The organism is uncultured Lactobacillus sp. (assembly GCF_948948975.1).
Taxonomy (GTDB): Bacteria; Bacillota; Bacilli; order Lactobacillales; family Lactobacillaceae; genus Lactobacillus.
The window spans coordinates 43894-66820 of sequence record NZ_CARBVX010000010.1 but is presented as its reverse complement, the minus strand read 5'-3'; the positions used below and the strand labels follow the sequence as shown (position 1 = coordinate 66820).

General features: G+C 33.7%; 18 protein-coding genes, 4 tRNA genes and 2 pseudogenes. 18 read left to right on the top strand and 6 right to left on the bottom strand.

Annotated features, from left to right (window positions below):
* Positions 1 to 78: 78 nt before the first annotated feature.
* Entirely contained in the window at positions 79 to 1470 is a 1392-nt protein-coding gene (locus Q9R40_RS05530) for an amino acid permease (protein ID WP_297940850.1), read from the bottom strand.
* 314 nt (positions 1471 to 1784) lie between these two features.
* Between Q9R40_RS05530 and adhE the strand changes: the two genes are divergently transcribed.
* Positions 1785 to 4394 (top strand): bifunctional acetaldehyde-CoA/alcohol dehydrogenase, encoded by a 2610-nt coding sequence (gene adhE, locus Q9R40_RS05525; protein ID WP_304676855.1) that lies wholly within the window; start codon positions 1785 to 1787, stop codon positions 4392 to 4394.
* 216 nt (positions 4395 to 4610) lie between these two features.
* On the opposite strand, the gene Q9R40_RS05520 is transcribed toward adhE, so the two are convergent.
* Positions 4611 to 5036, bottom strand: a complete 426-nt coding sequence (locus tag Q9R40_RS05520) for a hypothetical protein (protein WP_004897911.1) — start codon at positions 5034 to 5036, stop codon at positions 4611 to 4613.
* Between the two features lie 210 nt (positions 5037 to 5246).
* Between Q9R40_RS05520 and Q9R40_RS05515 the strand changes: the two are divergent.
* From Q9R40_RS05515 to Q9R40_RS05500, 4 genes and pseudogenes are all read left to right on the top strand, one after another.
* Positions 5247 to 5938: pseudogene (locus Q9R40_RS05515) on the top strand (carboxymuconolactone decarboxylase family protein).
* 112 nt (positions 5939 to 6050) lie between these two features.
* Positions 6051 to 7934 carry a TerB N-terminal domain-containing protein gene (locus Q9R40_RS05510; protein WP_304676852.1) on the top strand — a complete coding sequence of 628 codons (1884 nt, stop codon included), beginning with the start codon at positions 6051 to 6053 and terminating at the stop codon, positions 7932 to 7934.
* 3 nt (positions 7935 to 7937) lie between these two features.
* The gene (locus Q9R40_RS05505; protein ID WP_304676850.1) at positions 7938 to 9272 is read left to right on the top strand and encodes an ATP-binding protein; all 1335 of its coding nucleotides are present in this window, start codon (positions 7938 to 7940) and stop codon (positions 9270 to 9272) included.
* 7 nt (positions 9273 to 9279) lie between these two features.
* Positions 9280 to 11502, top strand: coding sequence for a DEAD/DEAH box helicase (locus Q9R40_RS05500; protein WP_304676848.1), 2223 nt, complete (start codon positions 9280 to 9282; stop codon positions 11500 to 11502).
* A 41-nt stretch (positions 11503 to 11543) separates the two neighbouring features.
* Here Q9R40_RS05500 and galE read toward each other — a convergent pair whose 3' ends face one another.
* A complete protein-coding gene (gene galE, locus Q9R40_RS05495) occupies positions 11544 to 12536 on the bottom strand; it encodes a UDP-glucose 4-epimerase GalE (protein ID WP_004893395.1) in 993 nt (330 codons plus the stop codon).
* A gap of 61 nt (positions 12537 to 12597) precedes the next feature.
* On the bottom strand, positions 12598 to 13338 hold the full coding sequence (locus tag Q9R40_RS05490; RefSeq protein ID WP_260316619.1) for a TIGR02452 family protein: 741 nt from the start codon (positions 13336 to 13338) through the stop codon (positions 12598 to 12600).
* Between the two features lie 152 nt (positions 13339 to 13490).
* On the opposite strand from Q9R40_RS05490, the gene Q9R40_RS05485 reads away from it, so the two are divergent.
* From Q9R40_RS05485 to Q9R40_RS05470, 4 genes are all read left to right on the top strand, one after another.
* Entirely contained in the window at positions 13491 to 14822 is a 1332-nt protein-coding gene (locus tag Q9R40_RS05485; RefSeq protein ID WP_304676844.1) for an FAD-dependent oxidoreductase, read from the top strand.
* 81 nt (positions 14823 to 14903) lie between these two features.
* Positions 14904 to 15761 carry an aldo/keto reductase gene (locus tag Q9R40_RS05480; RefSeq protein WP_304676842.1) on the top strand — a complete coding sequence of 286 codons (858 nt, stop codon included), beginning with the start codon at positions 14904 to 14906 and terminating at the stop codon, positions 15759 to 15761.
* Between the two features lie 99 nt (positions 15762 to 15860).
* Positions 15861 to 15933: transfer RNA gene (locus Q9R40_RS05475), tRNA-Thr, on the top strand.
* A gap of 156 nt (positions 15934 to 16089) precedes the next feature.
* The gene (locus Q9R40_RS05470) at positions 16090 to 16611 is read left to right on the top strand and encodes a GNAT family N-acetyltransferase (protein ID WP_304676859.1); all 522 of its coding nucleotides are present in this window, start codon (positions 16090 to 16092) and stop codon (positions 16609 to 16611) included.
* Here the strand turns inward: Q9R40_RS05470 and psiE are convergent.
* Entirely contained in the window at positions 16606 to 17010 is a 405-nt protein-coding gene (gene psiE / locus Q9R40_RS05465; protein ID WP_304676841.1) for a phosphate-starvation-inducible protein PsiE, read from the bottom strand. The two genes, Q9R40_RS05470 and psiE, sit on opposite strands and share 6 nt — an antisense overlap.
* Positions 17011 to 17153: 143 nt before the next feature.
* Between psiE and Q9R40_RS05460 the strand changes: the two genes are divergently transcribed.
* From Q9R40_RS05460 to Q9R40_RS05420, 9 genes and pseudogenes are all read left to right on the top strand, one after another.
* Complete coding sequence (locus Q9R40_RS05460) at positions 17154 to 17873, top strand: putative ABC transporter permease (protein WP_304676839.1); 720 nt, start codon at positions 17154 to 17156, stop codon at positions 17871 to 17873.
* Between the two features lie 222 nt (positions 17874 to 18095).
* Positions 18096 to 18881, top strand: coding sequence for a hypothetical protein (locus tag Q9R40_RS05455; protein WP_297939958.1), 786 nt, complete (start codon positions 18096 to 18098; stop codon positions 18879 to 18881).
* Positions 18882 to 19293: 412 nt separating this feature from the next.
* Positions 19294 to 20232: a cell surface protein gene (locus Q9R40_RS05450; RefSeq protein ID WP_304676837.1), complete on the top strand. Its 939-nt coding sequence runs from the start codon at positions 19294 to 19296 to the stop codon at positions 20230 to 20232.
* A gap of 187 nt (positions 20233 to 20419) precedes the next feature.
* Positions 20420 to 20491: transfer RNA gene (locus Q9R40_RS05445), tRNA-Gln, on the top strand.
* Positions 20492 to 20547: 56 nt separating this feature from the next.
* Entirely contained in the window at positions 20548 to 20874 is a 327-nt protein-coding gene (locus Q9R40_RS05440; RefSeq protein ID WP_304676857.1) for a DUF898 family protein, read from the top strand.
* A 79-nt stretch (positions 20875 to 20953) separates the two neighbouring features.
* Positions 20954 to 21247, top strand: a pseudogene (locus Q9R40_RS05435) (SIS domain-containing protein); the annotation flags it as partial.
* Between the two features lie 72 nt (positions 21248 to 21319).
* Positions 21320 to 22228, top strand: a complete 909-nt coding sequence (locus tag Q9R40_RS05430) for an L-lactate dehydrogenase (protein ID WP_297939962.1) — start codon at positions 21320 to 21322, stop codon at positions 22226 to 22228.
* An 88-nt stretch (positions 22229 to 22316) separates the two neighbouring features.
* Positions 22317 to 22398, top strand: a tRNA-Tyr gene (locus tag Q9R40_RS05425).
* A gap of 55 nt (positions 22399 to 22453) precedes the next feature.
* Positions 22454 to 22525 (top strand) — tRNA-Gln (locus Q9R40_RS05420).
* A gap of 68 nt (positions 22526 to 22593) precedes the next feature.
* Here Q9R40_RS05420 and Q9R40_RS05415 read toward each other — a convergent pair.
* Complete coding sequence (locus Q9R40_RS05415; RefSeq protein WP_053107740.1) at positions 22594 to 22896, bottom strand: rhodanese-like domain-containing protein; 303 nt, start codon at positions 22894 to 22896, stop codon at positions 22594 to 22596.
* Positions 22897 to 22927: the final 31 nt, after the last annotated feature.

Here is a 22927-nt window from a genome sequence, read left to right as displayed (position 1 = left end):
AAGGAAGAATGAAGAATTATCTTTATTCTTCCTTTTTTGTATAGTTATTATTTTTCATGAAAAAATCCTCTAGTTTTCTTAACTAGAGGATTTAATATTAATTCCTTTTTTCTGTATAAAGTGGGTTATACATACTAAAACTGTAAAAATTATTCCTGCACTTATCATCGGGATTCGATAATTTGGAAATATTAGTAACACAATAATCATTGCTATAAAAAATGTTAGTACTGCTATATCTGATATTGGATATAACGGCATTCTAAATGTTGGAAGTTCATTTCTTGGTGTCTTTTTACGGTAAGTCATATGAGTCACGATCATAATTGACCAAATTAATAAAAACATACTGGTCGCCGTGGCAGAAATAAAGGTAAAAGCATCCTTTAAAAAGAGATTTAGGAGGGGTGCTAATGCAATTAAAACTGTTGAGAATATTAAAGCATTTTTAGGTAATTGTCGATGATCTAACTTACCTAAATGCTTACTTATTTTGTTTTTACCATTGTAATTTATTGAAAATAATAAACGGCCCGCACTATAGATAAAGCTATTAGTTGATGAAATGGCTGCACTTATAACAACAAAGTTAATTATTGAACCTGCATTTTTTATTCCTGTTGCACCTAATGCTTGGACGAATGGTGAACTTGAAGTTGAAACCTTTGTCCAAGGAATTGCTAATAGGATACTGAAAATAGCAAGCACATAAAATAAAATAATTCGAACGGGCAGTTGATCAATCGCACGTGTAATAGTTTTCTTTGGTTCTTTAGCTTCAGCAGCAGTTAAACCAATTAATTCAACACCGATAAAACTAAAGATTACCATTTGAAAACCTAATAAAAAGCCTTTTGGACCTTTGGCGAAAATACCACCATCAATCATCATGTTATTCCAGCTAACATGCCCATACTTTGTTGACGAATTTGTAATTAATAGGTAGAAGACCAGAATAACAAATGCAATAATTGTTACAATTTTAATAATTGCAAAACTAAACTCTAAGTTTCCAAATACCCGTGCTGAAATTAGATTAATAGCTAATAGTACTAATAAAGTAATTAATCCAGGAATCCAACTTTGCAAGTTGGGCCACCAATATTGAAAATAAATCCCTAGGGCGGTAATTTCTGCCATAGCGAGAGTCAACCAACTGAACCAATATAAATATCCTGTTGTTGTTCCAATACTTTTTCCTAAATATTCTGAAATAAAATCAATATAAGTATTTTTCTTAATATCGGAAAGTATCAGTTCTCCGAGTGCTCTCATTAACAGAAAGAGGAAGAATCCAACTAAGCAATAGATAAAAATTACTGCAGGACCAGCTAGTTCAATACTATTTCCAACTCCTAGAAATAGTCCTGTTCCAATTGTTCCTCCTAATGCGATTAGTTGAATATGTGCATTTGTCAAACTCCGTTTCATAGTTTTGACCTCAGATGATTCTGAGCTATTTTTTGACATTAAAATATAAAACTCCTTTCATAGTTTATTAAAATTTTAACATAAAAATCTATGAGAACTGCTAAAACGTATAGTTTTTAAGATTTTTTATAAGGTTATGAATTAAAAAGTAACTAAATGATATTGTGAAATATTTTTCAATATTCCAATAAATGTAACCGATAACATTATTGAGAACAGTTATTTCTTACTTTTTATCATATTGTGAATTTGTAAAAAGATGCACAAAGTCATTTACAAGTGTTGGATATAAGGACTATACTGTCATTGTTCAAAAAGATATGCCTAGATTTCCGAGTAGGAGGCCCAATTAAATGGTGCAAGATAAAAAGGCGACAAAAGAAGAAACAGCAATTGATGTAAATAAAATGATTGATGGCTACGTAAAAAAAGCCCATGTTGCTTTAGATGAGATGGCCGATTTTGATCAAGAACAAGTTGATAAAATTTGCGAAGCTATCGCAAGTGCTGGGGAACAAAATAGTTATTTACTTGCAAAAATGGCTGTTGAAGAAACTGGCCGTGGAATTGTAGAAGATAAGACTATTAAAAATATGTTTGCTAGTGAAAACATTTGGAATAGTCTCCGGCATGAAAAAACTGTTGGTATTATTGAAGAAGACAAAGAAAAGCAATTGGTTAAAATTGCGGAACCTAAAGGTGTAATTGCAGGCGTAACTCCAGTTACTAACCCCACTTCAACTGTGATTTTTAAAGCTATGCTTGCTTTAAAGACTAGAAATGCTATTATCTTTGGCTTTCACCCACAAGCACAAAAGAGTTGTGTAAAAACTGGTGAAATTATTCGTGAAGCAGCAATTAAAGCTGGTGCCCCTAAGGACGCAATTCAATGGATTGAATATCCAAGTCTTGAAGCAACCAGTACCTTAATGAATCATCCAAATGTTCAAACAATTTTAGCTACTGGTGGTCCTGGAATGGTTAAAGCCGCTTATTCATCTGGTAAACCTGCAATCGGTGTTGGTCCAGGTAATGGTCCTTCATATATTGAAAAGACCGCCAATATTCCAGAATCCGTTTACGATATTGTTCTCTCCAAGACTTTTGATAATGGTATGATTTGCTCTTCTGAAAATTCTGTAGTAGTTGACGAAGATATTTACAACGAAGTAAAAGATGAATTTAAGTCTTGGAATTGTTACTTCTTAAAGCCAGATGAAATTAAGAAGTTTGAAGAAAAGTTCATTGATCCTAAGAGAGGAACTGTTGCTGGCCCAGTTGCTGGGCGTTCAGCTTATCAAATTGCAAAATTATGTGGAGTAGATGTGCCAAAAGATACTAAGGTAATTATTGCAGAATACAAGGGTGTGGGTAAAAAGTATCCTTTATCTGCTGAAAAGCTTTCTCCAGTATTTACCATGTATAAAGCTAAGGATCATGAGGATGCCTATAAGATTTGTACCGATCTTCTAAATTATGGTGGTCGTGGTCATACTGCGGGAGTTCATTCTCAAGATGAAAAAGTAATTGATGATTTTTCAATGAAAATGGATGCATGTCGTATTTTGGTTAACTCTCCAGCCTCAGTTGGGGGTGTTGGTGACTTATACAATAATATGCTCCCTTCTCTTACTTTGGGAACTGGGTCATACGGTGCTAATACTTTTTCACATAATATTGGTGCTCGAGATTTACTTAACATTAAGACAGTTGCAAAACGTCGTGATAACATGCAATGGATTAAGGTGCCAAAGAAGACATATTTTGAACATAATGCAGCAAATTATTTAAAGCACATGCCTGATGTTGAAAGATTCTTCATTGTGACTGATGAAGGTGTAGCCAGCAAATACATTAACGAAATTACTGATATTATTAGTCAACGGCGTGGTAAAAAGAGCTATGAGGTCTTTCAAGCAGTAACTAAGGATCCAGATACTGATATAATTGCTGATGGCGTTCACCGAATGAATATCTTTAAGCCGGATGTTGTGATCGCTATTGGTGGTGGATCTGTAATGGATGCTGCTAAGGCAATGCGCTTGTTCTATGAAAATCCAGATATGAGTTTTGAAGATGCGTATTCAAAATTTTTAGATATCAGAAAAAGAACAGTAAGATTTCCAAAATATAACGCTATTCAATTAGTATGTATTCCAACTACTTCGGGAACTGGTTCAGAAGTATCACCATTTTCAATTATCAAGGATGATAAGACAGGAATAAAACACACTCTCTGTGATTATTCTTTAAACCCTGATGTTGCCATCGTTGACGATCAGTTTGTAGAAACTATGCCAAAGGAATTAATTGCTCGTTCTGGTTTTGAAGCATTAGCTCATGCAGTAGAAAGTTATGTTTCGACTATGGCTACTGATTTTACTCGTGGCTGGTCGATGGAAGCGATCAAGTTGATTTTTGAAAACTTAGAGAAGTCATATAATGGTGATCAAAGTGCTAGAAGTAGAATGCACAATGCAGCTACTTTAGCTGGCATGGCATATGCGAATGCATTCTTAGGTGTAGGACATGCAATTGCTCATACGGAATCATCTGAGTTTGGTATTCCAAGCGGCTTAAGTGACGCTATTGCAATGCCATATGTAATTAGATTCAATTCTAAAAAGCCTAGAAAACTTGCTATGCGTCCGCATTACGCAACTTTTAGAGCTGATAAAGATTATGCAGAAATTGCACGTAGTCTGGGATTAAAAGGAAATAGCGACCAAGAACTAATTGATGCTTTAATCAAGAAAGTTGTTGAATTAGGACATGCTGTTGGGATGAAGTTAAGCCTTAAAGCTAATGGAATTAGTGAAGCTGATTTTAATAATAAGGTAGAAAACATGGCCGTTGAAGCTTATGGCGACCAAAACGTTGTAACAAATCCTTCTGCTTTATTAATTAGTGAAATTAAGAATCTAATGAAAGAAACCTACACTGGAAAGGGTATTGAAGCTTAATTTTTTCGTATCTCTCTTAAAATATTAATATGAATTCGCACGTAAAAAGGGAAGCAATGTATTGCCTCCCTTTTTAGTTAGACTAGATTAATTTTTGAAAAATAAAAAAGGAATACATTATCAAATTATGATTTTGTATTCCTTTTAATGTGGATCTTATGAAAAATTATAAGGTTCAGAGTATGTATGTAAATTAAAATATTACTGTAAATTAGACTAATTTAATTTGCCGGCTTTCTTCAAGATGTCTTGAGCCTTTTCAAGATAGTGGTGTTCAGTTCTGAAAGCATCAATATCTCCACCGTTGAAGTCATTTAACTTAGCAAGTTTGTCATCTAATTCTGCGAAGTCCTTCTTTAGATCGTTGATAACAGGTTCTTCTTCTTCTTCATAGACGTAGTGGTTTTCGGTTGAATCTTTAGGACCTTCACCTTTGAACTCTTCGATTTTGTCTTCGTCTTTGTCGACTTTTCTTGCGTGCTTAAGAATTGATTTAATATCCTTAATTGTTTCATGTTGAGCGGTGCGATGTTTCTTATCATCAATACTATCTTCAATCTTTGTTAAGTGACTTTCTGCATCTGAAATCTTCTTAGCAATTCTGTCTAATGCTTTCATTTCTCTTTTTGCATAATCTGTCATAACAATATACCTCCTGAAATCTTTCTATTAACTTAATCATCTTTACTATAAAATTTAATACTTATAGTTTCAAGAAAAAGATGTTATTTTATAAAAAAAGCGTATAGGTTTGAAATAACTAATGGTTTGATAAATATATATGTGAACATATTAGATAAAATGATAACACTAGTTACTATAATGTTATTTATAAATCTATGCTTTAATAGTATGTTTTTGCATGCATATAAAGTAGTTTTAAAGGCAAATGATCCTGAAGGTTGGGAAAGAATTAGTCATTTTACTTTTGAGGAAGTACAAGATGATATAGACTTACCAAATAAAATAAAATTATTATCTAATTTAGCCTATTTGTTAGGGATGCAGGGCCTAGAAGAATATCGTTTAATGCTTCCAGTTGCTCTTGATAATGGAGTAAGTCCGGTTGAAGCAAAAGAAGTAATCTATCAAGCAGTTGATTATTTAGGATTGGGACGTGTGATACCATTTTTTGAAGCAACAAATCAAGTTTTGCTCAATCGTGGTATTAAATTGCCATTACCTAGTCAAGCTACCGCTACTATGAAAAATCGTCTTGAAAAAGGTGAAGAAACTCAAATTAGATTATTTGGATCACAAATGAAAGATTTTGTTAAAAAAGGAACTATTAATAAGTGGTTAATAATTGCTTTGGAGATTATTACACCCGAAATGGCCTAGATGATAAAGAGAGAGAAATGGTAACTTTTTGTTACTTAGCTGCTCAAGGAGGATGTGAATCACAATTGTTGGCTCACGCAAAAGCTAATGTAGGTCTAGGGAATGATCAACAATTTTTAACTAAAGTTGTTTTAGCTAATGTTCCATTTATTGGCTATCCTCGCAGCTTAAATGGAATTAATGTTATTAACCAAGTAAAATAATGAATCTATTTAAAGGCGTTGAAATCATTATAGTTTAAGCGTTTTTTTATTGTACCTTCGTGGCTAGATAAATAAAAATATAGTAGAATATATGTTCGAAAGGAGCGGGGCCATGAATACCGATGAATTATTAAGTTATGCTATACGACATTTTGGAAAAAACAGTATTAGTGAAGTTAAAGACAATCCTAATTTGGTAGCTTTTAGTTCACCGATTACTAAAAATTGGTTTGCTCTTTTAAATTTAGATCCTAGAAATAAAAGTTTAAATATTAATTGCGGAGATTTTGCAGGAACAATTAAAGACTTACCCGGCTTTTCAGCTTCATCCTTAATAAAAGAAGCTAAGTGGGTTGAAGTTAGCTTAGGGTTAAGTAATCAAAAAATAAAAAAAGCGTTGGAATATGCTTTTAAAATCGCTCTTATGTCCAATAAACGTCCTAATCCCGAAAAATTAATTTATATTTCCGATGATCCTATTAAAAATGGTGAAGAAAGTGTCTATCATGAGCAAAAATTAGACTTTAAAAATTGGAAAAGATCTTCTAGTACACCTCGAGAAGAAACAAACTCTACAGAAGAAAAAATTAATTTGAATTTTGAAGATACCCGGTTTGTTCCTAAAGAAATAAAAAATATGATTGAGTCTTATCAATATTCTTTACCAGGATTTATTCGTAGAGAAAAAAATTTTTATTTACAGGGTAAATTAATGGCTTCATACGAAGATGACTATGAAGGACGCCAATCTTTCTTACGATATTATCCAACTTACCATGACTTAACAGTGGGGCAAGCAAGAACGTATTTTACTTGGCGTACTAAAATTAGACAAAATATTTATGAGAAAATTTCAGATTCATATGCCTACATTTATTTGTATGAATTACTAAACGGGATTGGAATTAAGGATCCAGAAGAAGGATTAGATAAGTTAATTAACTTTAATAAAAATTATGCGCAAAGATTTTCACCGGAGATAGGAGCTTATCTTGAAAGATGGATTCGTGATTATATTGTTTTCTATAATATAAATAAAGCAAATAATACGTTTTTTGTTAAAGAACAAGATAATGATAAAAAGTATGAACGTTTGCTATATCCAGATCAATTTTCTAGTCACGAAGTTGCAGAAAACTTAATCAAGTTATCTAATTATAAGATTTGCAATTGCCCCTTATATAAAAAGAGTATAGAAAAATTTGAATATCTTTTAGTTCTAATTTGGCACAAAATTTTAGATTTACGTAATGATGGATTTGATTTTTTTACTAGTTATGTTGCTTATAAGAATCAGATGACAATTCAACTATTTTCAGCTGCTGTATTTAATCATGAGCTAGAGCCACAAACAACTAGCTATGAAATTGATCAAATTAGAAAATATTTTTATGATAAAGAAAAAGATACCTGGTACTGTGAGTCTTACTGGGGACTGACTGGTCAAAAAAGTATTATGGGTAATTTTTTGCATGAAGTAGATCGCGAAATAAGATTACGTTTTAATTTGGGACGAAATTTAAAACCTAGAAAAATAGAGAAACATTATCTTAAAGCTATTAAGGATGGAATTGAAGAGTATCGAATAGAGGAACAAAAATTAAAACAGCCTAAAATTGAATTTAACTTGTCACAGTTATCTACAATTCGAGAGGATGCAGCGGGAACACGAGACAGTTTATTGACTGAAGAAGAACTTCAAGCTGAGCAAGAAGAAAAGGAACAACTTGAAGAAGCTATTGTAGATAATGAACAGGAAGACTATGGGTTGAGCTCAGAAGAGATGTCCACCATAATTTTGCTTTTAAAGGGAAAAGACCTAAACAAATATCTTAAAGAGCATCATTTAATGGCTGCCGTTATAATTGATAACATAAATGAAAAACTTTTTGATGAATTTGGTGATAATGTCATTGAGTTTATAAATGATATACCTACAGTAATTGAAGATTACCAAGAAGATCTAGAGGATATGTTTTTGAAAGGAACAAACTAAAGTATGGCTATTAATAAAAATAGAAAAGTGCCTAAAAGAATAGCTCAAACTATTTTAAATTCTTTAAAAGGTGGGGTAGTACCTAGAATCGGATTACCATACATTACTGTTGGAAGAAAAGCCGAAGTTGAAGCTTTGTTACATGATGTAGAGCTAATCAAAGACGGAGGAGCTTCTTTTAGATTTATAGTAGGTCGGTATGGCTCGGGAAAGAGTTTTTTACTTCAAACTATTAGAAATTATGTAATGGATAAAAATTTTGTTGTGGTTGATGGTGATTTATCGCCAGAAAGACGGCTACAGGGTGGAAAAGGGCAAGGATTAGCAACTTATCGAGAACTAATTCAAAACCTTTCCACCAAAACTAGACCTGAAGGTGGAGCATTAACCTTAATTTTGGATCGCTGGATTAATTCGGTTCAAATGCAAGTTAGATCAGAGACAGGATTAAATGATGATGCTCCGGCCTTTGAAGATGCAGTTAATAAGAAAATTTATGCAGTAATTTCTAATCTTTCTGAATTAGTGCACGGGTTTGATTTTGCAAAGTTACTTGAAATGTATTATCAAGCCTATATCAAGGATGATGAGAAAACAAAAGCAAAAGTTGTTAAGTGGTTTAGAGGTGAATATGCCAATAAAACACAGGCTAAGAAAGAATTAGGAGTCGATATTGTAATATCTGATGATGATTGGTATGAGTACTTAAAATTATTCGCATCATTCTTTAGACAAGCTGGATATGCGGGCTTGATGATTATGATTGATGAATTGGTCAACATCTATAAAATCCCAAATAGTATTAGCCGCCAATATAACTATGAAAAGATATTAACAATGTACAACGATGCCTTACAAGGAAAGTCGAAGTATCTTGGAATTATTATGGGTGGAACCCCGCAGGCAATTGAAGATAAGAGACGCGGAGTATATTCATATGAAGCATTGCGCTCACGTCTTGCTAGTGGAAAATTTTCTGAAGCCGGGAATCGAGATATGTATGCACCTGTTATTAAGCTTGATCCCCTTACTCCAGAAGAAATGCTTGTTTTAACTGAAAAACTTGCAGAGATGCATGCTAATCTATATGGGTATGAAAAAGCAATTACAGAAGATGATTTACAAAAGTTCATAAAAATTGAATATTCACGTGTGGGAGCATCAACAAATATTACGCCACGTGAGATTATCCGTGATTTTATTGAATTATTAGATATTGTATGGCAAAATCCAGAAACTGATATTGAAAACTTACTTAATTCTGATAAGTTTTCTTATGCGGAATCAGAGGCAGTTTCTAATGAAAAGTCTGATGATTTTGCTGAGTTTAGAATTTGAGTGAAAAATGGATATTTTTACACGTTTTGCTTCCTTTATTCAAGATTATATTTATGAACATGGTTGGAAAAATCTCCGTTCTATTCAAGTTGGAGCAGCAGAAACTATTTTTAATAGTCAAGATAATATCTTGTTAGCTGCTTCGACTGCTTCCGGTAAGACTGAAGCTGCATTTTTTCCAATTTTAACTGATCTCTATGAAAATCCTCCTCAATCAGTGGGTGTATTATATATTTCCCCACTAAAAGCTTTAATTAATGATCAATATGAACGGTTAAATGAACTTTGCCAAGATGTTGATATTCCTGTATGGCGTTGGCATGGCGAAGTGACTCAGACACAAAAGAGAAAATTACTTAAACATCCCTCTGGCATTCTACAAATTACACCAGAATCTTTAGAGTCATTGATGATTAATAAACATATGGATATTCCCAACTTGTTTCATGATCTGAGATATATTGTGATTGATGAATTACATTCTTTTTTAAGATCTGACCGTGGAGGGCAAACTTTTTGTTTAATCGAGAGATTATCTAAAATGGCGGGCGTTGATCCTCGTCGGATTGGACTTTCTGCAACAATTGGTGATACAAAATCTGCTGCTGCATTTTTAGGTGCTGGTTCTAAACGTAAAACTAGAGCTCCTAAAGGAGAAGGAAGCGGGCAAGTTTGGCGGCTATCAATGGAACACTTTTATGATAATGGCCCACAGGCTGATAGTAATGACTTTGATCCCACTCAACCAGTTTTAGATGAAAAAAGTGACCAAGCTCCAAACACAGCTGATCCATCAATGGCTTATATTTTTGAACATACACGCGGCAAAAAATGCTTAGTCTTTACTAATAGCCGTGAAGAGTGTGAAGCAGTTTGTCAGGTATTGAGGCAGTACTGTGAAGTAAAACATGAGCCAGATCGTTTTTTAATTCATCATGGTAATCTGTCTGCTGCTTATCGGCAAACAGCGGAGGCAGAAATGAAAGATGAAGACTCTTTGATGACTACTTGTGCTACTGCCACACTTGAATTAGGTATCGATATTGGAAAATTGGAGCGTGCCTTTCAGATTGATGCGCCATTCACTGTATCTGGCTTTTTACAAAGAATGGGAAGGACAGGACGTAGAGGCAATCCTTCGGAAATGTGGTTTGTAATGCGTGAATCACATCCTGAGTCCCGTGCTATGCTTCCTGAGATTATTCCATGGTCTTTATTACAAGGAATCGCTTTAGTTCAACTGTATCTAGAAGAAAGATGGGTAGAACCTCCTGAACCAAATCGTTTACCGTATAGTTTGCTCTATCATCAGACAATGTCTACCTTAGCTTCGAATGGTGAAATGACGCCTGCAGAGCTAGCTTCGCGAGTATTGACACTGCATTATTTTCGGAATGTTAGTCAAGATGATTATCGAGTATTACTTAGACACCTAATTAAAGAAGATCATATTCAGCAAACTGAAAATGATGGTCTAATTGTAGGTGTAAGCGGTGAGCGTGTAGTTAATAATTTTAAGTTTTATGCTGTTTTTCAAGAAAATGAAGAATATGCTGTTAAGTCAGAGTCAGAAGAGCTGGGAACTATTGTTAAACCACCGCCGGTTGGAGATAAAATAGCGATAGCGGGTCGTGTTTGGGTAGTAGAGGATGTAGATCGTAAGCGACATCAAGTCTATTGCCATCCTGTTAAGGGACGTATTCCGGCATATTTTGGGGATGTTGCAGGAGATATTCAGCCTGATATTTTGCAAAGAATGAATAAAATTTTAACCGAGAAAAAACAATACCCATATTTAATGAAACATGCTATTGCGCGTCTTAAAGAAGTACGTGATACTGCTAAAACTTCAGGGATGCTAGAAAGTAACTTAATTAACTTAGGTGGAAAAATGTGGTGTCTCTTTCCTTGGACAGGTACATATGCATTTTTAGCTTTAGAAAGATTAATCAAAATTAAGTGTGCTAAGCGAGTTGGTTTGCGTGGTTTTAATTCTAGTCGTCCGTATTTTATGCAATTTGCAATGGACGTAAGTAAGGAAGAGTTTTTAAAAATTTTAGTAGAAGAAGCTAATAAGGATTTTGACCCATTAGAGCTCGTCTATCCAAATGAAGTACCAGTATTTGATAAATATGATGAATATCTGCCCGATGAATTAGTGAGAAAAGAATTTGCTTACAGTATTTTAGATATTGAAGAAATGAGAAAATGCGTTAATAAACTGCAATAAAAAATCCATTCAATCGTGATGATTGAATGGATTTTTAATATTTATTTATCTTCGTAACCCTTTGGGTGACTCTTGTGCCAGTTCCAAGCAGTAGCAATTACGTCATCAACATCTTCATGTTTTGGCTTCCAGCCTAAAACTTTACGAGCTTTGCTTGAGTCAGCAACTAAGGAGTCAGGATCTCCGCCTCTTCTTGCACCAATGGTGTAAGGAATGTCGATACCAGTAACTTTCTTAGCAGCTTCAAGAATTTCTAAGTTAGAGTATCCTTGGGCAGTACCTAAGTTAAAGACATCAGATTTATTAGTGTCCATTACATGCTTAAGAGCTAAGATATGTGCATCAATTAGGTCTTCAACTTGAACATAGTCACGGACGTTAGTACCATCTTTAGTGTTATAGTCATCCCCAAAAATAGTGAAGTTACCATCGCCCGCAATAGCACTCTTTAAAATGTTAGGAATCAAGTGAGTTTCAGGTCCGTGATCTTCACCGATTGAACCATCACTTGAAGCACCAGCTACATTGAAGTAACGAAGGGCGATTGACTTAATGCCATTAGCCTTGTCAGCCCAGTGCATAATCTTTTCCATCATCATCTTAGTTTCCCCATATGGGTTAATTGGATTTAATGGAGTGTCTTCAGTAATTGGTAATTTTTCGGGAATACCGTAAGTAGCAGCACTAGAAGAGAAGACTAAATATTTAACTTTAGCATCTTCCATAGCTTGAAGTAGTGAAATCATTCCAGAAACATTATTATCATAGTATTTCAAAGGCTTCTTAACTGATTCACCAACTAATGAGTAAGCAGCAAAGTGCATTACTGCGTCAATATTTTCATCACGTAAGATTTTGCTTACTAAATTAGTATCCTCAATGTCGCCTTGATAGAACTTAGCTCTCTTGTCGACAGCTTTTCTGTGACCAGTGTAGAGAGAATCAAGGACAACAACATCGTTTCCTTCTTCAATTAATTTTCTAACAGCGTGAGAACCAATGTAACCAGCTCCGCCGATAACTAATACTCGCATTAACCTGTTACTCCTTTTTAAATAAATAATAACCGAATCAAGTTAATTTTATCATACTAGATTAGTTTGAAAATTCTGATTTGAAAATTTGTGCATTATTGCTACCGTGAATATCGATAACTGCAAAATCTACTTCTTTTATTGAAGAGGGATGAGAAAAAACATCATGCCACATTTTAGCAACTTCTTTTGAAGAAAAACCAAATGCTCCTGCTCCCCATGCACCTAAAACTAAATAATCTATTTGTTGATCTTCAGCTATGTTTTTAACAAAATACATTCGATCTTTTAAAGTCATGCAAGCCTCTTTATAAGAAATGTTATATAGCTTGGCTTCTCTATAATAGGGAGCTGCGCAGGTAATTACATTGATTGTATTTATCAATGTACCATCAAGATTAGTAAATACAACATTGGGACTATAAATAGCACGATTACGATAAAGATGATAATTTATATGTTGATTATTCCGCTTATAGTAATTTTTTAAATTGCTTATTATTTGATATAGGTTAGATTGATGACATAATATTTCCTCTTGAGCAGTTGCTCCTTGTAAATATCTTCCGCCCGGTGAAAGATAATCGGCGAAGTTTAAGAGAGCAATTTTACAAGTAGGATTTTTTTCTTTTAAATCAACAGCCGTATGGGCGGAACTTAAATTTATAAATTTAAGTTTGGAATATTGGTGAGTAGTATGTAAAAAAGTATTGTGCTCATCATAAATTTTACTTTGTTGAATACTTAACATAGTATTAACAGAGTATTTTTCTTTCATTATTCTATTATGTTGGTTAGCCATAACTGTATAATCATGGAACAATTTTGTATCCTCATTTTTTCTTATAGTAAATATTTATATAAAAATTATAGGCATAAAAGATGCAAATTAATATTATATGTATAAAATAATAGTTAAAAGAATAAGCTTATAAAAAGTAAGAGGAAAATAATATGGAAACAATTAAAAACATAATTATCGGCTTTGGAAAAGGCGGAAAAACTTTAGCTAAGTTTTTAGCACAAAAGGGAGAAGAAGTATTAGTAATTGAAAAATCTAATAAAATGTATGGAGGTACTTGTATTAACATTGCCTGCCTACCTTCAAAAAGATTAATTATTGAAGCAGCTAACGGCGTTTCTTATGTGGATGCAGTAAATGGTAAAAATGAAATGACTGCACAATTGCGGGAGAAAAACTATCATATGCTTGCAGATGAAAAGACTGTAACTGTATTAGATGGAGAAGCTCATTTTATTGCTGATCATGAAATTGAAGTAAAACTTTCTAATGGTAAAAAGGTTCAGTATAAGGGAGACCGTATTTTCATTAATACTGGTGCTGTTCCAGTGATGTTACCAATCCCGGGCTTAAAAGAAAGCAAGTATATTCTTGATTCAACTCAAGCCATGGATGAAAAGAAGATGCCAAAGAATTTAACAATTATTGGAGCGGGATATATTGGATTGGAATTTGCTAGTATGTTTGCAAAATATGGTAGTAAAGTTACAGTGCTTGATCATAATAAGGAATTTTTAGCCCGTGAAGATGAGGATATTAGTAATGCAGTAAAAAAAGATATGGAAGACGCTGGGATTAAGTTTGAACTTGGCGCTGATATTGAAAAGATTACTGATGAAACAAGTGATGCAAAAATTACCTATCAAATAAATGGAAAAAGAAAGACAATTAGTGCAGACCGAATTTTGGTAGCAACTGGTCGTAAACCAAATACTGAAAACTTAGGTTTAGAAAATACTGCAATTGAAACGACTGATCATGGCGCTATAAAAGTAGATGATTTTCTAAGAACTACTGTAGATAATGTATGGGCAATTGGGGATGTTAAAGGTGGTCTTCAATTTACGTATATTTCTTTAGATGATTTTAGAATTATTAAAGATCAACTGTTTGGTACGGGTGCTCGCATGGTCAGTGACCGAAAGGTAATTCCTTATAGTGTATTTATTTCACCCGCCTTATCTCAAGTTGGTTTAAATGAGAAGCAAGCAAATAAATTAGGAAAAGAATACAAGGTATTTAAATTGCCAGTTACAGCAATTCCTAAAGCAAAAGTTGCAAAGGATAATAGAGGTTTATTTAAGGCACTCGTTGACCCAGAAACTGAAAAAATTCTAGGGGCTACACTTTATGGAATTGAATCATATGAATTGATTAACATGATTTCTTTAGCAATGAAGGCCCATTTATCCTATACAGTTTTAAGAGATCAGATTTATACTCATCCGACAATGTCTGAAGCTTTTAATGACTTATTTAAATAAATTAATTGTAAAAAGCCAAATTTCATGAAAAAAGCAAAAGTTACTTTTATAATGTAAGTGATTAAAGAAATGAGGAAAAATATGAAATTTAATTCAGTTGAAGATACATATACATTGAATAATGGTGTCAAAATTCCGATTATTGGTTTTGGTACTTGGCAAACTCCCGATGGTGATGTAGCAAAACACGCAGTTGAAGCAGCTTTGAATAGTGGATATAGACATATTGATACTGCTGCAGCTTATGGAAATGAAGAAAGTGTAGCAGAAGGAATTAAGAATAGTGGCATTAACCGCCATGACTTATTTATTACTACTAAACTTTGGAATTCAGATCACGGTTATAAGGAAGCAAAAGCTGCAATTGATAAAAGTTTGCAAAATTTAGGGACAGATTATTTAGATTTATATTTAATTCACTGGCCTAATCCACTGGCTCTTCGAGAACACTGGGCTGAAGCAAATGCAGAAAGCTGGAGAGCTATGGAAGAAGCAGTTAAGGCGGGTAAGATTAGAGCTATTGGAGTTTCTAATTTTAGAAAGCATCACCTAGAGGAATTGCTTAAAACTGCAGAAATAAAACCAGTCGTTAACCAAATTATGCTTAATCCAAGCGATTTACAATCAGATGTGGTGAAAGTAAATGAAGAGTTAGGATTATTAAGTGAAGCATACAGTCCATTAGGCACTGGTGGTTTATTAGGAAATGAAGTTGTTGGCGAAGTAGCTAATGAAGTCGGAAAATCACCAGCTCAAGTTTTAATTCGTTGGTCGCTAGAACACGGATTTTTACCTTTACCTAAATCTGTTCATGATAAATACATTGCAGCCAATATTGATGTATTTGATTTTGAATTAGATGATGAGCAGATGAGTAAATTAGATAGTTTACATGGAGTTAGCGGCTTAACTACTGATCCAGATACAGCTAACTTTTAATAAAAAAGTCGAAGTAGTGGTGCTTCGACTTTTTTTATTTGTAAAATTTACTGATGCTTTACAGGGGAAGAAGATCTTTGTTATAATTCTAGTGTTAATGCTGAATTAGCTCAGTTGGTAGAGCGCTTCCCTCGTAAAGAAGAGGTCGCCAGTTCGATCCTGGCATTCAGCACTCAGGGTATTAGCTAAGAGTCTTTCAAATAAAGTTTTAGAAAACTTGGTTTGAAAGACTCTTTTTGCATTAATTAATATTTATATAATCTAACAAGGCAGGGCCACGGCCCTGCCTTGTTAGGTATACTAGTAGAAAAATGAAATGAGTGAGATTATGACTTTAATTTATACACGCTATGCCACTAATGCCGATTTATCAAATATCATGGTTATTATTAATGAAGCAAAAGATTTTCTAAAGCAGAGTGGTAGTAGTCAATGGCAAGGAACCTATCCGAATGAAGATACAATTTTAACTGATATCAAAAATAAAAGTGCCGTGGTGTTAATGGTAGATGATAAGGTAGCTGGATATGCGGCAAGTGTTGTTGGGATAGAGCCAACTTATCAGAAAATAAATGGAGAGTGGAAAAATACTAACGATGATTATGCTAATTTCCATCGTTTAGCTATTAGCAGTAAGTACCGCGGGATGCATTTAGCTAATTTTATGTTTTCAGATTTGATTTCAATTATGGTGAAGCAAGGAATTAAAAATTTTAGAATTGATACATCACGTAAAAATCAAATTATGCAACATTTAGCTTTAAAAAATAATTTTATTGAACGTGGGATTATTATGGTTGATGAAGATCCAGAGGATCCTAGTCGTTTAGCCTATGAACTAAATCTATAATTTGATATGTTCGTTCAAAATTACTACTCCAATAATTAGCAATAGGATTGCTACTGCATGAATTAAAATTTGCATTGGTTCACCATGGGCAGTAATTAAATTTCTTAAAAGGGCTGTAATTCCTAGACTCATTAAAAAGTTTAAGCTTGTATGACCCATATGCTTTAAGGCCGTCACAATCATAGCTGAAAATTCAAAGAATAAGAAGAAAGTGACTATTTCATCTAAAACTTTCGTAGGTATGTTAATTAAATTATTGCTAATCATAATACGACCTATTGCAAATAATTGACTAAACATCAGGATAAGCATTAAAGCTCCTAAAATTCCTAAAGCAATTATAGTAAAAAAGCGTAGAATATTAGCATATTTACTAGCTGTTTTATTAAGTTTCTTCATTATATATGTACCTTTCAATTACAGATAAGAATATTTTTACGCTTTTTAGTTAATTTTTCCAGAGGTGTTGTACGCCTTAATTTCATTAAAGAATGATATCTTTAATATAGAAGAGTCTAAAAATTACTTATGAGGTATTAAAAATGCCGTTTACTTTTTCTGAAATTATTGTTTTATTTTTTACATATTCTGTAATTGGCTGGATATGGGAAACAATCTATTGTTCGATTAAGGATCATCATTATGATTATCGGGGATTTTTGTTTGGGTCTTATTGTCCCGTATATGGCTTTGCAGTAACAACGATTTTAATCTGTACCTATCGGATTCAAAATAATATTTTCCTATTATATGTAGTTGGTGTAATAGTAGCGACAATTTTTGAGTATTTCGCTAGTGTATTTTTACAGTACGTTTTCCATATGAAGTTATGGGACTATTCTCATCTATGGGGAAATATTCAAGGCCGGGTTGCCCCAATTATTTCTTTATTTTGGGGAATAGGGGTAGTCTTTCTTGTAAAAGTTATTCAGCCATTTATTCAAAAGTTAATTACTTGGGAAGAAATAAAAACACATGGCTATCTTGCTTTAATAATAGTAATTGTGATGGGAACTGACTTTATCCTTACTATCTTTAGTGTAGAGAAACTACATATAAGTACTAAAAGTTGGAATGAACGTTTAGATACTCGTATAAAATTAGATGAGACCAAATTAAATCAGGCCTTTGATAAATTAATGGGAACATTATCTTGGAATCAGAAACGATTCCTTACAAGCTTTCCGCAGTTAAAGTTTACAGATACAAGGAAATTTAACCAATTTAAGAATAGATGGATAAAGAAAAGAAGAGAGAGTTAAGGAAAATGACTCTCTTTTCTTTGTTTTGCTACAGAAAGATTACATCGTTACATTATTGTAACTTAAGGCGCAAATATTACAGGAATGTAACAAGATGAAATATATCCTTAATTTTCTAGGAACTATTCTGCAATATTGAGCATGTATTATATAACCTGTAAAAAGAAATGACGAATTAATGATTCAAATCGAATTTATCAAGGAGAGAATTTAATTTTGGATATGCTTAATAAAAATTTGAAATCTACTTTAACTAAAACTGCTGCAGCTGCTGCCCTTACTTTAGCAGGTGCTGCAATTGTAAATAACACTCAAAATACTGCAAAGGCTGCAGAAGTTACTGTTGGCCAACAAGAAAAAGTTGTTACAATTAACTACCTTCCACACAAGAGCATTGCTGTTTGGAATTCATACGGTCCTGACAAGCAAATGACTGGTCAATACTTACCACATGCAACTGCTTGGAAAGTTATCAGAGCTGCATATGATGCTGCTGGTAACAAGTGGTATGATCTTGGTGCAAACCAATGGGTAATGGCTAAGTACACTCGCTTAGGAAAAGATACTGTTGATCCTAACGTTGCTTCAGAATTGTTTACTTCACAAGCAAGTTCATACAATACTGTTGCTCAAACTCAAACTACTCAAGGTTCATACTCAGCACCTAAGACTTCTGTAGGTACTTACTCTTCAGTACAAAGTACCCAACCTGCTCAAAGTACACAACAAACCCAACAAGCACAACCGGCACAATCTCAATCAAGTTACACTTCAAATGTATCTGGTTCTGAAGCAGCAGCTAAAGCTTGGATTGCAGGCCGTGAGTCAGGTGGTTCATACTCAGCAAGAAATGGTCAATACATTGGTAAGTACCAATTATCAGCATCATATCTTGGTGGAGATTACTCAGCAGCAAACCAAGAACGTGTAGCAGATAACTATGTAAAATCACGCTATGGTTCATGGACCAACGCTCAAAGTTTCTGGCAAGCAAACGGCTGGTACTAAAATTAGTGAATATAATATAAAAAGAGATGTCGTAATTGACATCTCTTTTTTGCGTTCATAGTTACAAGTCACATGATGTATTGATTTATTTTTATCTTATTTCTAATGAGTCATCTTAATTAATTTTGACCTCATAATTAAGATGGTTTGGAGTTTATTTTTTAATCGTCTAAGCATCTAATAATCATTAAAGGAAAGAAAGACATAATATGACTGATTCATAAGGAATAGTAGTTTTATATAGAAATGTTACAAGAAAGCGTGTTTAAGTTACAAATATTACATGACCTGTAACATAAGGCACTTTTATTTAATAATGTGGTAGCATTCATGTCATGGTTTTGACATTTTGAGGCTGTATTATGTAACTTGTAAATTAAATGACTGATAAATATGAAAGGAAGAATTTCTCTTGAAATTTCAATCTATCTTAACTAAGTCACTTGCAGCAGCTGCTCTTACCGCAACTGGTTTGGTAGCTTTAAATTCACAAAATACTAATGACGCACAAGCTGCTACTATTGTTCAAAATGATACTAATGTTGTAACTATTAACAATGCAAACTCTACTGTTGCCGTTTGGGATGGCGTTGAAAATGCCAACTTTACTGGTAAAGAATTAGTACATGGTACTACTTGGAAAGTTATCAGAACTGCTTACGATGTTATGGGTAACAAGTGGTATGATCTTGGTGCAAACCAATGGATCATGGCTAAGTACACTGTAGAAGGTGGAAATTCTGCTACTGCCAAAGTTGCTACCCCAGTAGCTCCTCAAGCACAAGCTCCTGTACAACAAGTACAACCGCAAACTACTGTACAAGCTCCAGTACAAAAGCAAGAAACTGCTCAAGTACAACAAGCAAAACCAGCTACTCCTGCAGCTTCACAACAAGCTTCTACACAACCTGCACAAGCTCAAACTAAGCAAGCACCAGTAGCTTCAGCACAACAAACTACTGTACAAGCTCCTAAGACTAACTACAACTACAATGTACAACGTACTTACTCAGCTCCTGTACAACAACAAAGAACTTACAGCTATGCTCCAGCACAAAAGCAAACTACTCAAGTAGCACAACCTGCTCAAACTCAAGCAACTACTAGCTACACTTCAAATGTATCTGGTTCTGAAGCAGCAGCTAAAGCATGGATTGCAGGTCGTGAATCAGGTGGTTCATACTCCGCAAGAAATGGTCAATACATTGGTAAGTATCAATTATCAGCATCATACCTTGGTGGAGACTACTCAGCAGCAAACCAAGAACGTGTAGCAGACAACTACGTAAAATCACGTTACGGTTCATGGACTGGTGCTCAAAAGTTCTGGCAAACTAACGGCTGGTACTAAAATATCAACTGAATTATGATTAAAAAGATCGTCTTTTGGCGATCTTTTTTTGTTTTTAATTAATTTTAAAAATAATAAACATTTTTTAGATTATTTTGTTGACAGACTTTCGTATTTATAATATGATATTAATCGTTGAGTGATTAAGTTCATTCAAATAGAGCCAACAAGTAAAAGGCTTGAAGGATGGGTTATAGCCAAGTGGTAAGGCAATGGTTTTTGGTACCATCATGCGCTGGTTCGAATCCAGCTAACCCAATAGATTAGCCAGGTTTTTACCTGGCTTTTTTTGTACATAAAATTGGATTGGGAGAGATTATTACGGAAACAAGACATGGGCGTAATTCTTTTTTTGATGGTGGTTTATTATCTTTTATTGGATGGCATATATTAGGAACAGTTATTACTGTTTGTACATTAGGAATTTGCTATCCTTGGGCTGTGTGTATGACCTATGGTTGGGAAATTAACCATACTGTAATTGAAGGGCACAGAATGAAATTTACCGGAAGTGCCTTTGGATTATTCGGTAACTGGATCAAGTGGCTACTTTTAACTATTATTACAGTCGGTATTTATGGCTTTTGGGTAGGGATAAAAATTCGTGATTGGAAGGCAAAAAATACAATTTTTGTTAACTAATAGAAAAGACTAGGGATGTGGCATTTTTTGTACCATCTCTAGTCTTTTAATTTACGAAAAATTATTTTTCATCAAATGGATATTTCACTCCCCAGAATCGGCAGCTCTAATAAAAGAAATTGAGTTGGCTAAAAAGAATAAAATTAAAATTATCGGTATTACTAATAATCCAGATTCTCCGATTGCGTTAAATAGTGATTATTATTTAAGGACAGGGGTAAGACAAACAGTTTTACAAAATCAATATTACTCCTCTCGTGTAGCAGCTTTTACAATTATTGAAGCCCTATTTTTGTTACTCATTAAAAGAGATGAGAAACGAATTGAAAATATTAAGCAACATGAAAAAATATTTTCTAGTCAAAAGATATAAAATGAATTTAAATCTTAGCTCAAATAGATTATCCTTAGGGTGTAAGACTTTTTATAGAAAGTAGGAATTGCAATGAGAAATGTAGCCGTAATTGGTATGGGACATGTTGGTGCGACAGTCGCTTTTACTTTATTTACTCATGGAATTGTTGATAATTTATACTTATTAGATAAAAATCAAGCTAAGGCAGAAGCCGAATATAATGATTTACGTGATACTTTAGCTAGAAATGATTATCATGTTAATGTTTTTTTAGGTGACTATAGCGATTTAAAGGATGTTGATATTATTGTAACTTCCTTTGGTAATATTGCTGCGACAGTTAAAACTGGAGATAGATTTGGTGAATTTGAAATTAATTCTAAGAATGCTAAGGAAGTAGGAGCAAAAATTAAAGAATCTGGTTTCAAGGGTATCTTAATTAATATTTCAAACCCATGTGATGCAATTTCGACTATTTTGCAAGAAACTACTGGTTTATCAAGAAAGCAAGTCTTCGGAACTGGAACTTTCCTAGATACTGCTAGAATGCAAAGAATTGTCGGAGAAGAACTTAATGAAGATCCAAGAAATGTAGCAGGATTTGTTTTAGGCGAACATGGAGCATCTCAATTCACTGCTTGGTCAACTGTATCAGTTAATGGTAAGTCTGCCAAAGAGTTGTTTACAAAAGAACAAGAAGAAAAATTAAGTGCACAACCTAATAAGAATTCAATGAAGGTAGCATTTGGTAAAGGATACACCTCATATGCAATTGCAACCTGTGCTGTTCGCTTAATTCAAGCTGTATTTAGTGATGCCAGATTATTTGCACCAACTTCTGTATATTTAGATGAAGTGCAAACCTATATTGGATATCCAGCAATTATTGGAAAAGATGGAGTAGAGAAAGTTATTCCGTTAGAGTTAACTTCTGAAGAAGATGAAAAGCTAAGGGAATCAGCTACTATCATTAAGAAGCATATAGCCCAATTAAAGTAGGTAAGAGTAAAAATAAAAAAGTTAGATTTTTTCTAATTTTTACTTGCTTTTTGCTAGGCAGTTCGTTATTATAATTAAGTAACGTTTCGGAGGCCTAGCGAAGTGGCTAAACGCGGCGGTCTGTAAAACCGCTCTCTCTGAGTTCGGTGGTTCGAATCCACTGGCCTCCATTGCTGAATTTTATTCAGCTGGTTGTATTGAACAACAAGTAAAAGTTCAATCAAATGGGTTATAGCCAAGTGGTAAGGCAATGGTTTTTGGTACCATCATGCGCTGGTTCGAATCCAGCTAACCCAATAGTTCGAAAGAACACCCAACCCGAAAAAAGGTCATCTTTTGATGACCTTTTTTGTTATATTGCAATTTTAATTTATACTTTGTATTTTACCTTTCCAGTTAAGGATACCGTCAGTAATGCTAATTAATTTCTTATAACCTTTAGATTTTAAAGATTGGCATACATAGTTTGAAAGATCACCGGACCGACAAATAAAATAGTAGGTCTCATTTTTAGGATCATTGAAGTATTTTAATTCTTCAAAGGGAAGATTATGACTATTAGGAATATGACCTGATGCAAATTCAATTGGTGTTCGTAAATCATATAAATTGATGTTAGAATCTTGTGCTAAAATTTCTGCTAATTGATTTGTAGTAATGTTAATCATAGTTACCTCCATTTCTGATTATATTTAAGCA

Excerpts from the sequence above, each read along its gene's own strand:
- Q9R40_RS05530 (WP_297940850.1), bottom strand. The coding sequence starts at position 1,470 with ATGTCAAAAAATAGCTCAGAATCATCTGAGGTCAAAACTATGAAACGG.
- adhE (WP_304676855.1), top strand. The coding sequence starts at position 1,785 with ATGGTGCAAGATAAAAAGGCGACAAAAGAAGAAACAGCAATTGATGTA.
- Q9R40_RS05520 (WP_004897911.1), bottom strand. The coding sequence starts at position 5,036 with ATGACAGATTATGCAAAAAGAGAAATGAAAGCATTAGACAGAATTGCT.
- Q9R40_RS05510 (WP_304676852.1), top strand. The coding sequence starts at position 6,051 with ATGAATACCGATGAATTATTAAGTTATGCTATACGACATTTTGGAAAA.
- Q9R40_RS05505 (WP_304676850.1), top strand. The coding sequence starts at position 7,938 with ATGGCTATTAATAAAAATAGAAAAGTGCCTAAAAGAATAGCTCAAACT.
- Q9R40_RS05500 (WP_304676848.1), top strand. The coding sequence starts at position 9,280 with ATGGATATTTTTACACGTTTTGCTTCCTTTATTCAAGATTATATTTAT.
- galE (WP_004893395.1), bottom strand. The coding sequence starts at position 12,536 with ATGCGAGTATTAGTTATCGGCGGAGCTGGTTACATTGGTTCTCACGCT.
- Q9R40_RS05490 (WP_260316619.1), bottom strand. The coding sequence starts at position 13,338 with ATGGCTAACCAACATAATAGAATAATGAAAGAAAAATACTCTGTTAAT.
- Q9R40_RS05485 (WP_304676844.1), top strand. The coding sequence starts at position 13,491 with ATGGAAACAATTAAAAACATAATTATCGGCTTTGGAAAAGGCGGAAAA.
- Q9R40_RS05480 (WP_304676842.1), top strand. The coding sequence starts at position 14,904 with ATGAAATTTAATTCAGTTGAAGATACATATACATTGAATAATGGTGTC.
- Q9R40_RS05470 (WP_304676859.1), top strand. The coding sequence starts at position 16,090 with ATGACTTTAATTTATACACGCTATGCCACTAATGCCGATTTATCAAAT.
- psiE (WP_304676841.1), bottom strand. The coding sequence starts at position 17,010 with ATGAAGAAACTTAATAAAACAGCTAGTAAATATGCTAATATTCTACGC.
- Q9R40_RS05460 (WP_304676839.1), top strand. The coding sequence starts at position 17,154 with ATGCCGTTTACTTTTTCTGAAATTATTGTTTTATTTTTTACATATTCT.
- Q9R40_RS05455 (WP_297939958.1), top strand. The coding sequence starts at position 18,096 with ATGCTTAATAAAAATTTGAAATCTACTTTAACTAAAACTGCTGCAGCT.
- Q9R40_RS05430 (WP_297939962.1), top strand. The coding sequence starts at position 21,320 with ATGAGAAATGTAGCCGTAATTGGTATGGGACATGTTGGTGCGACAGTC.
- Q9R40_RS05415 (WP_053107740.1), bottom strand. The coding sequence starts at position 22,896 with ATGATTAACATTACTACAAATCAATTAGCAGAAATTTTAGCACAAGAT.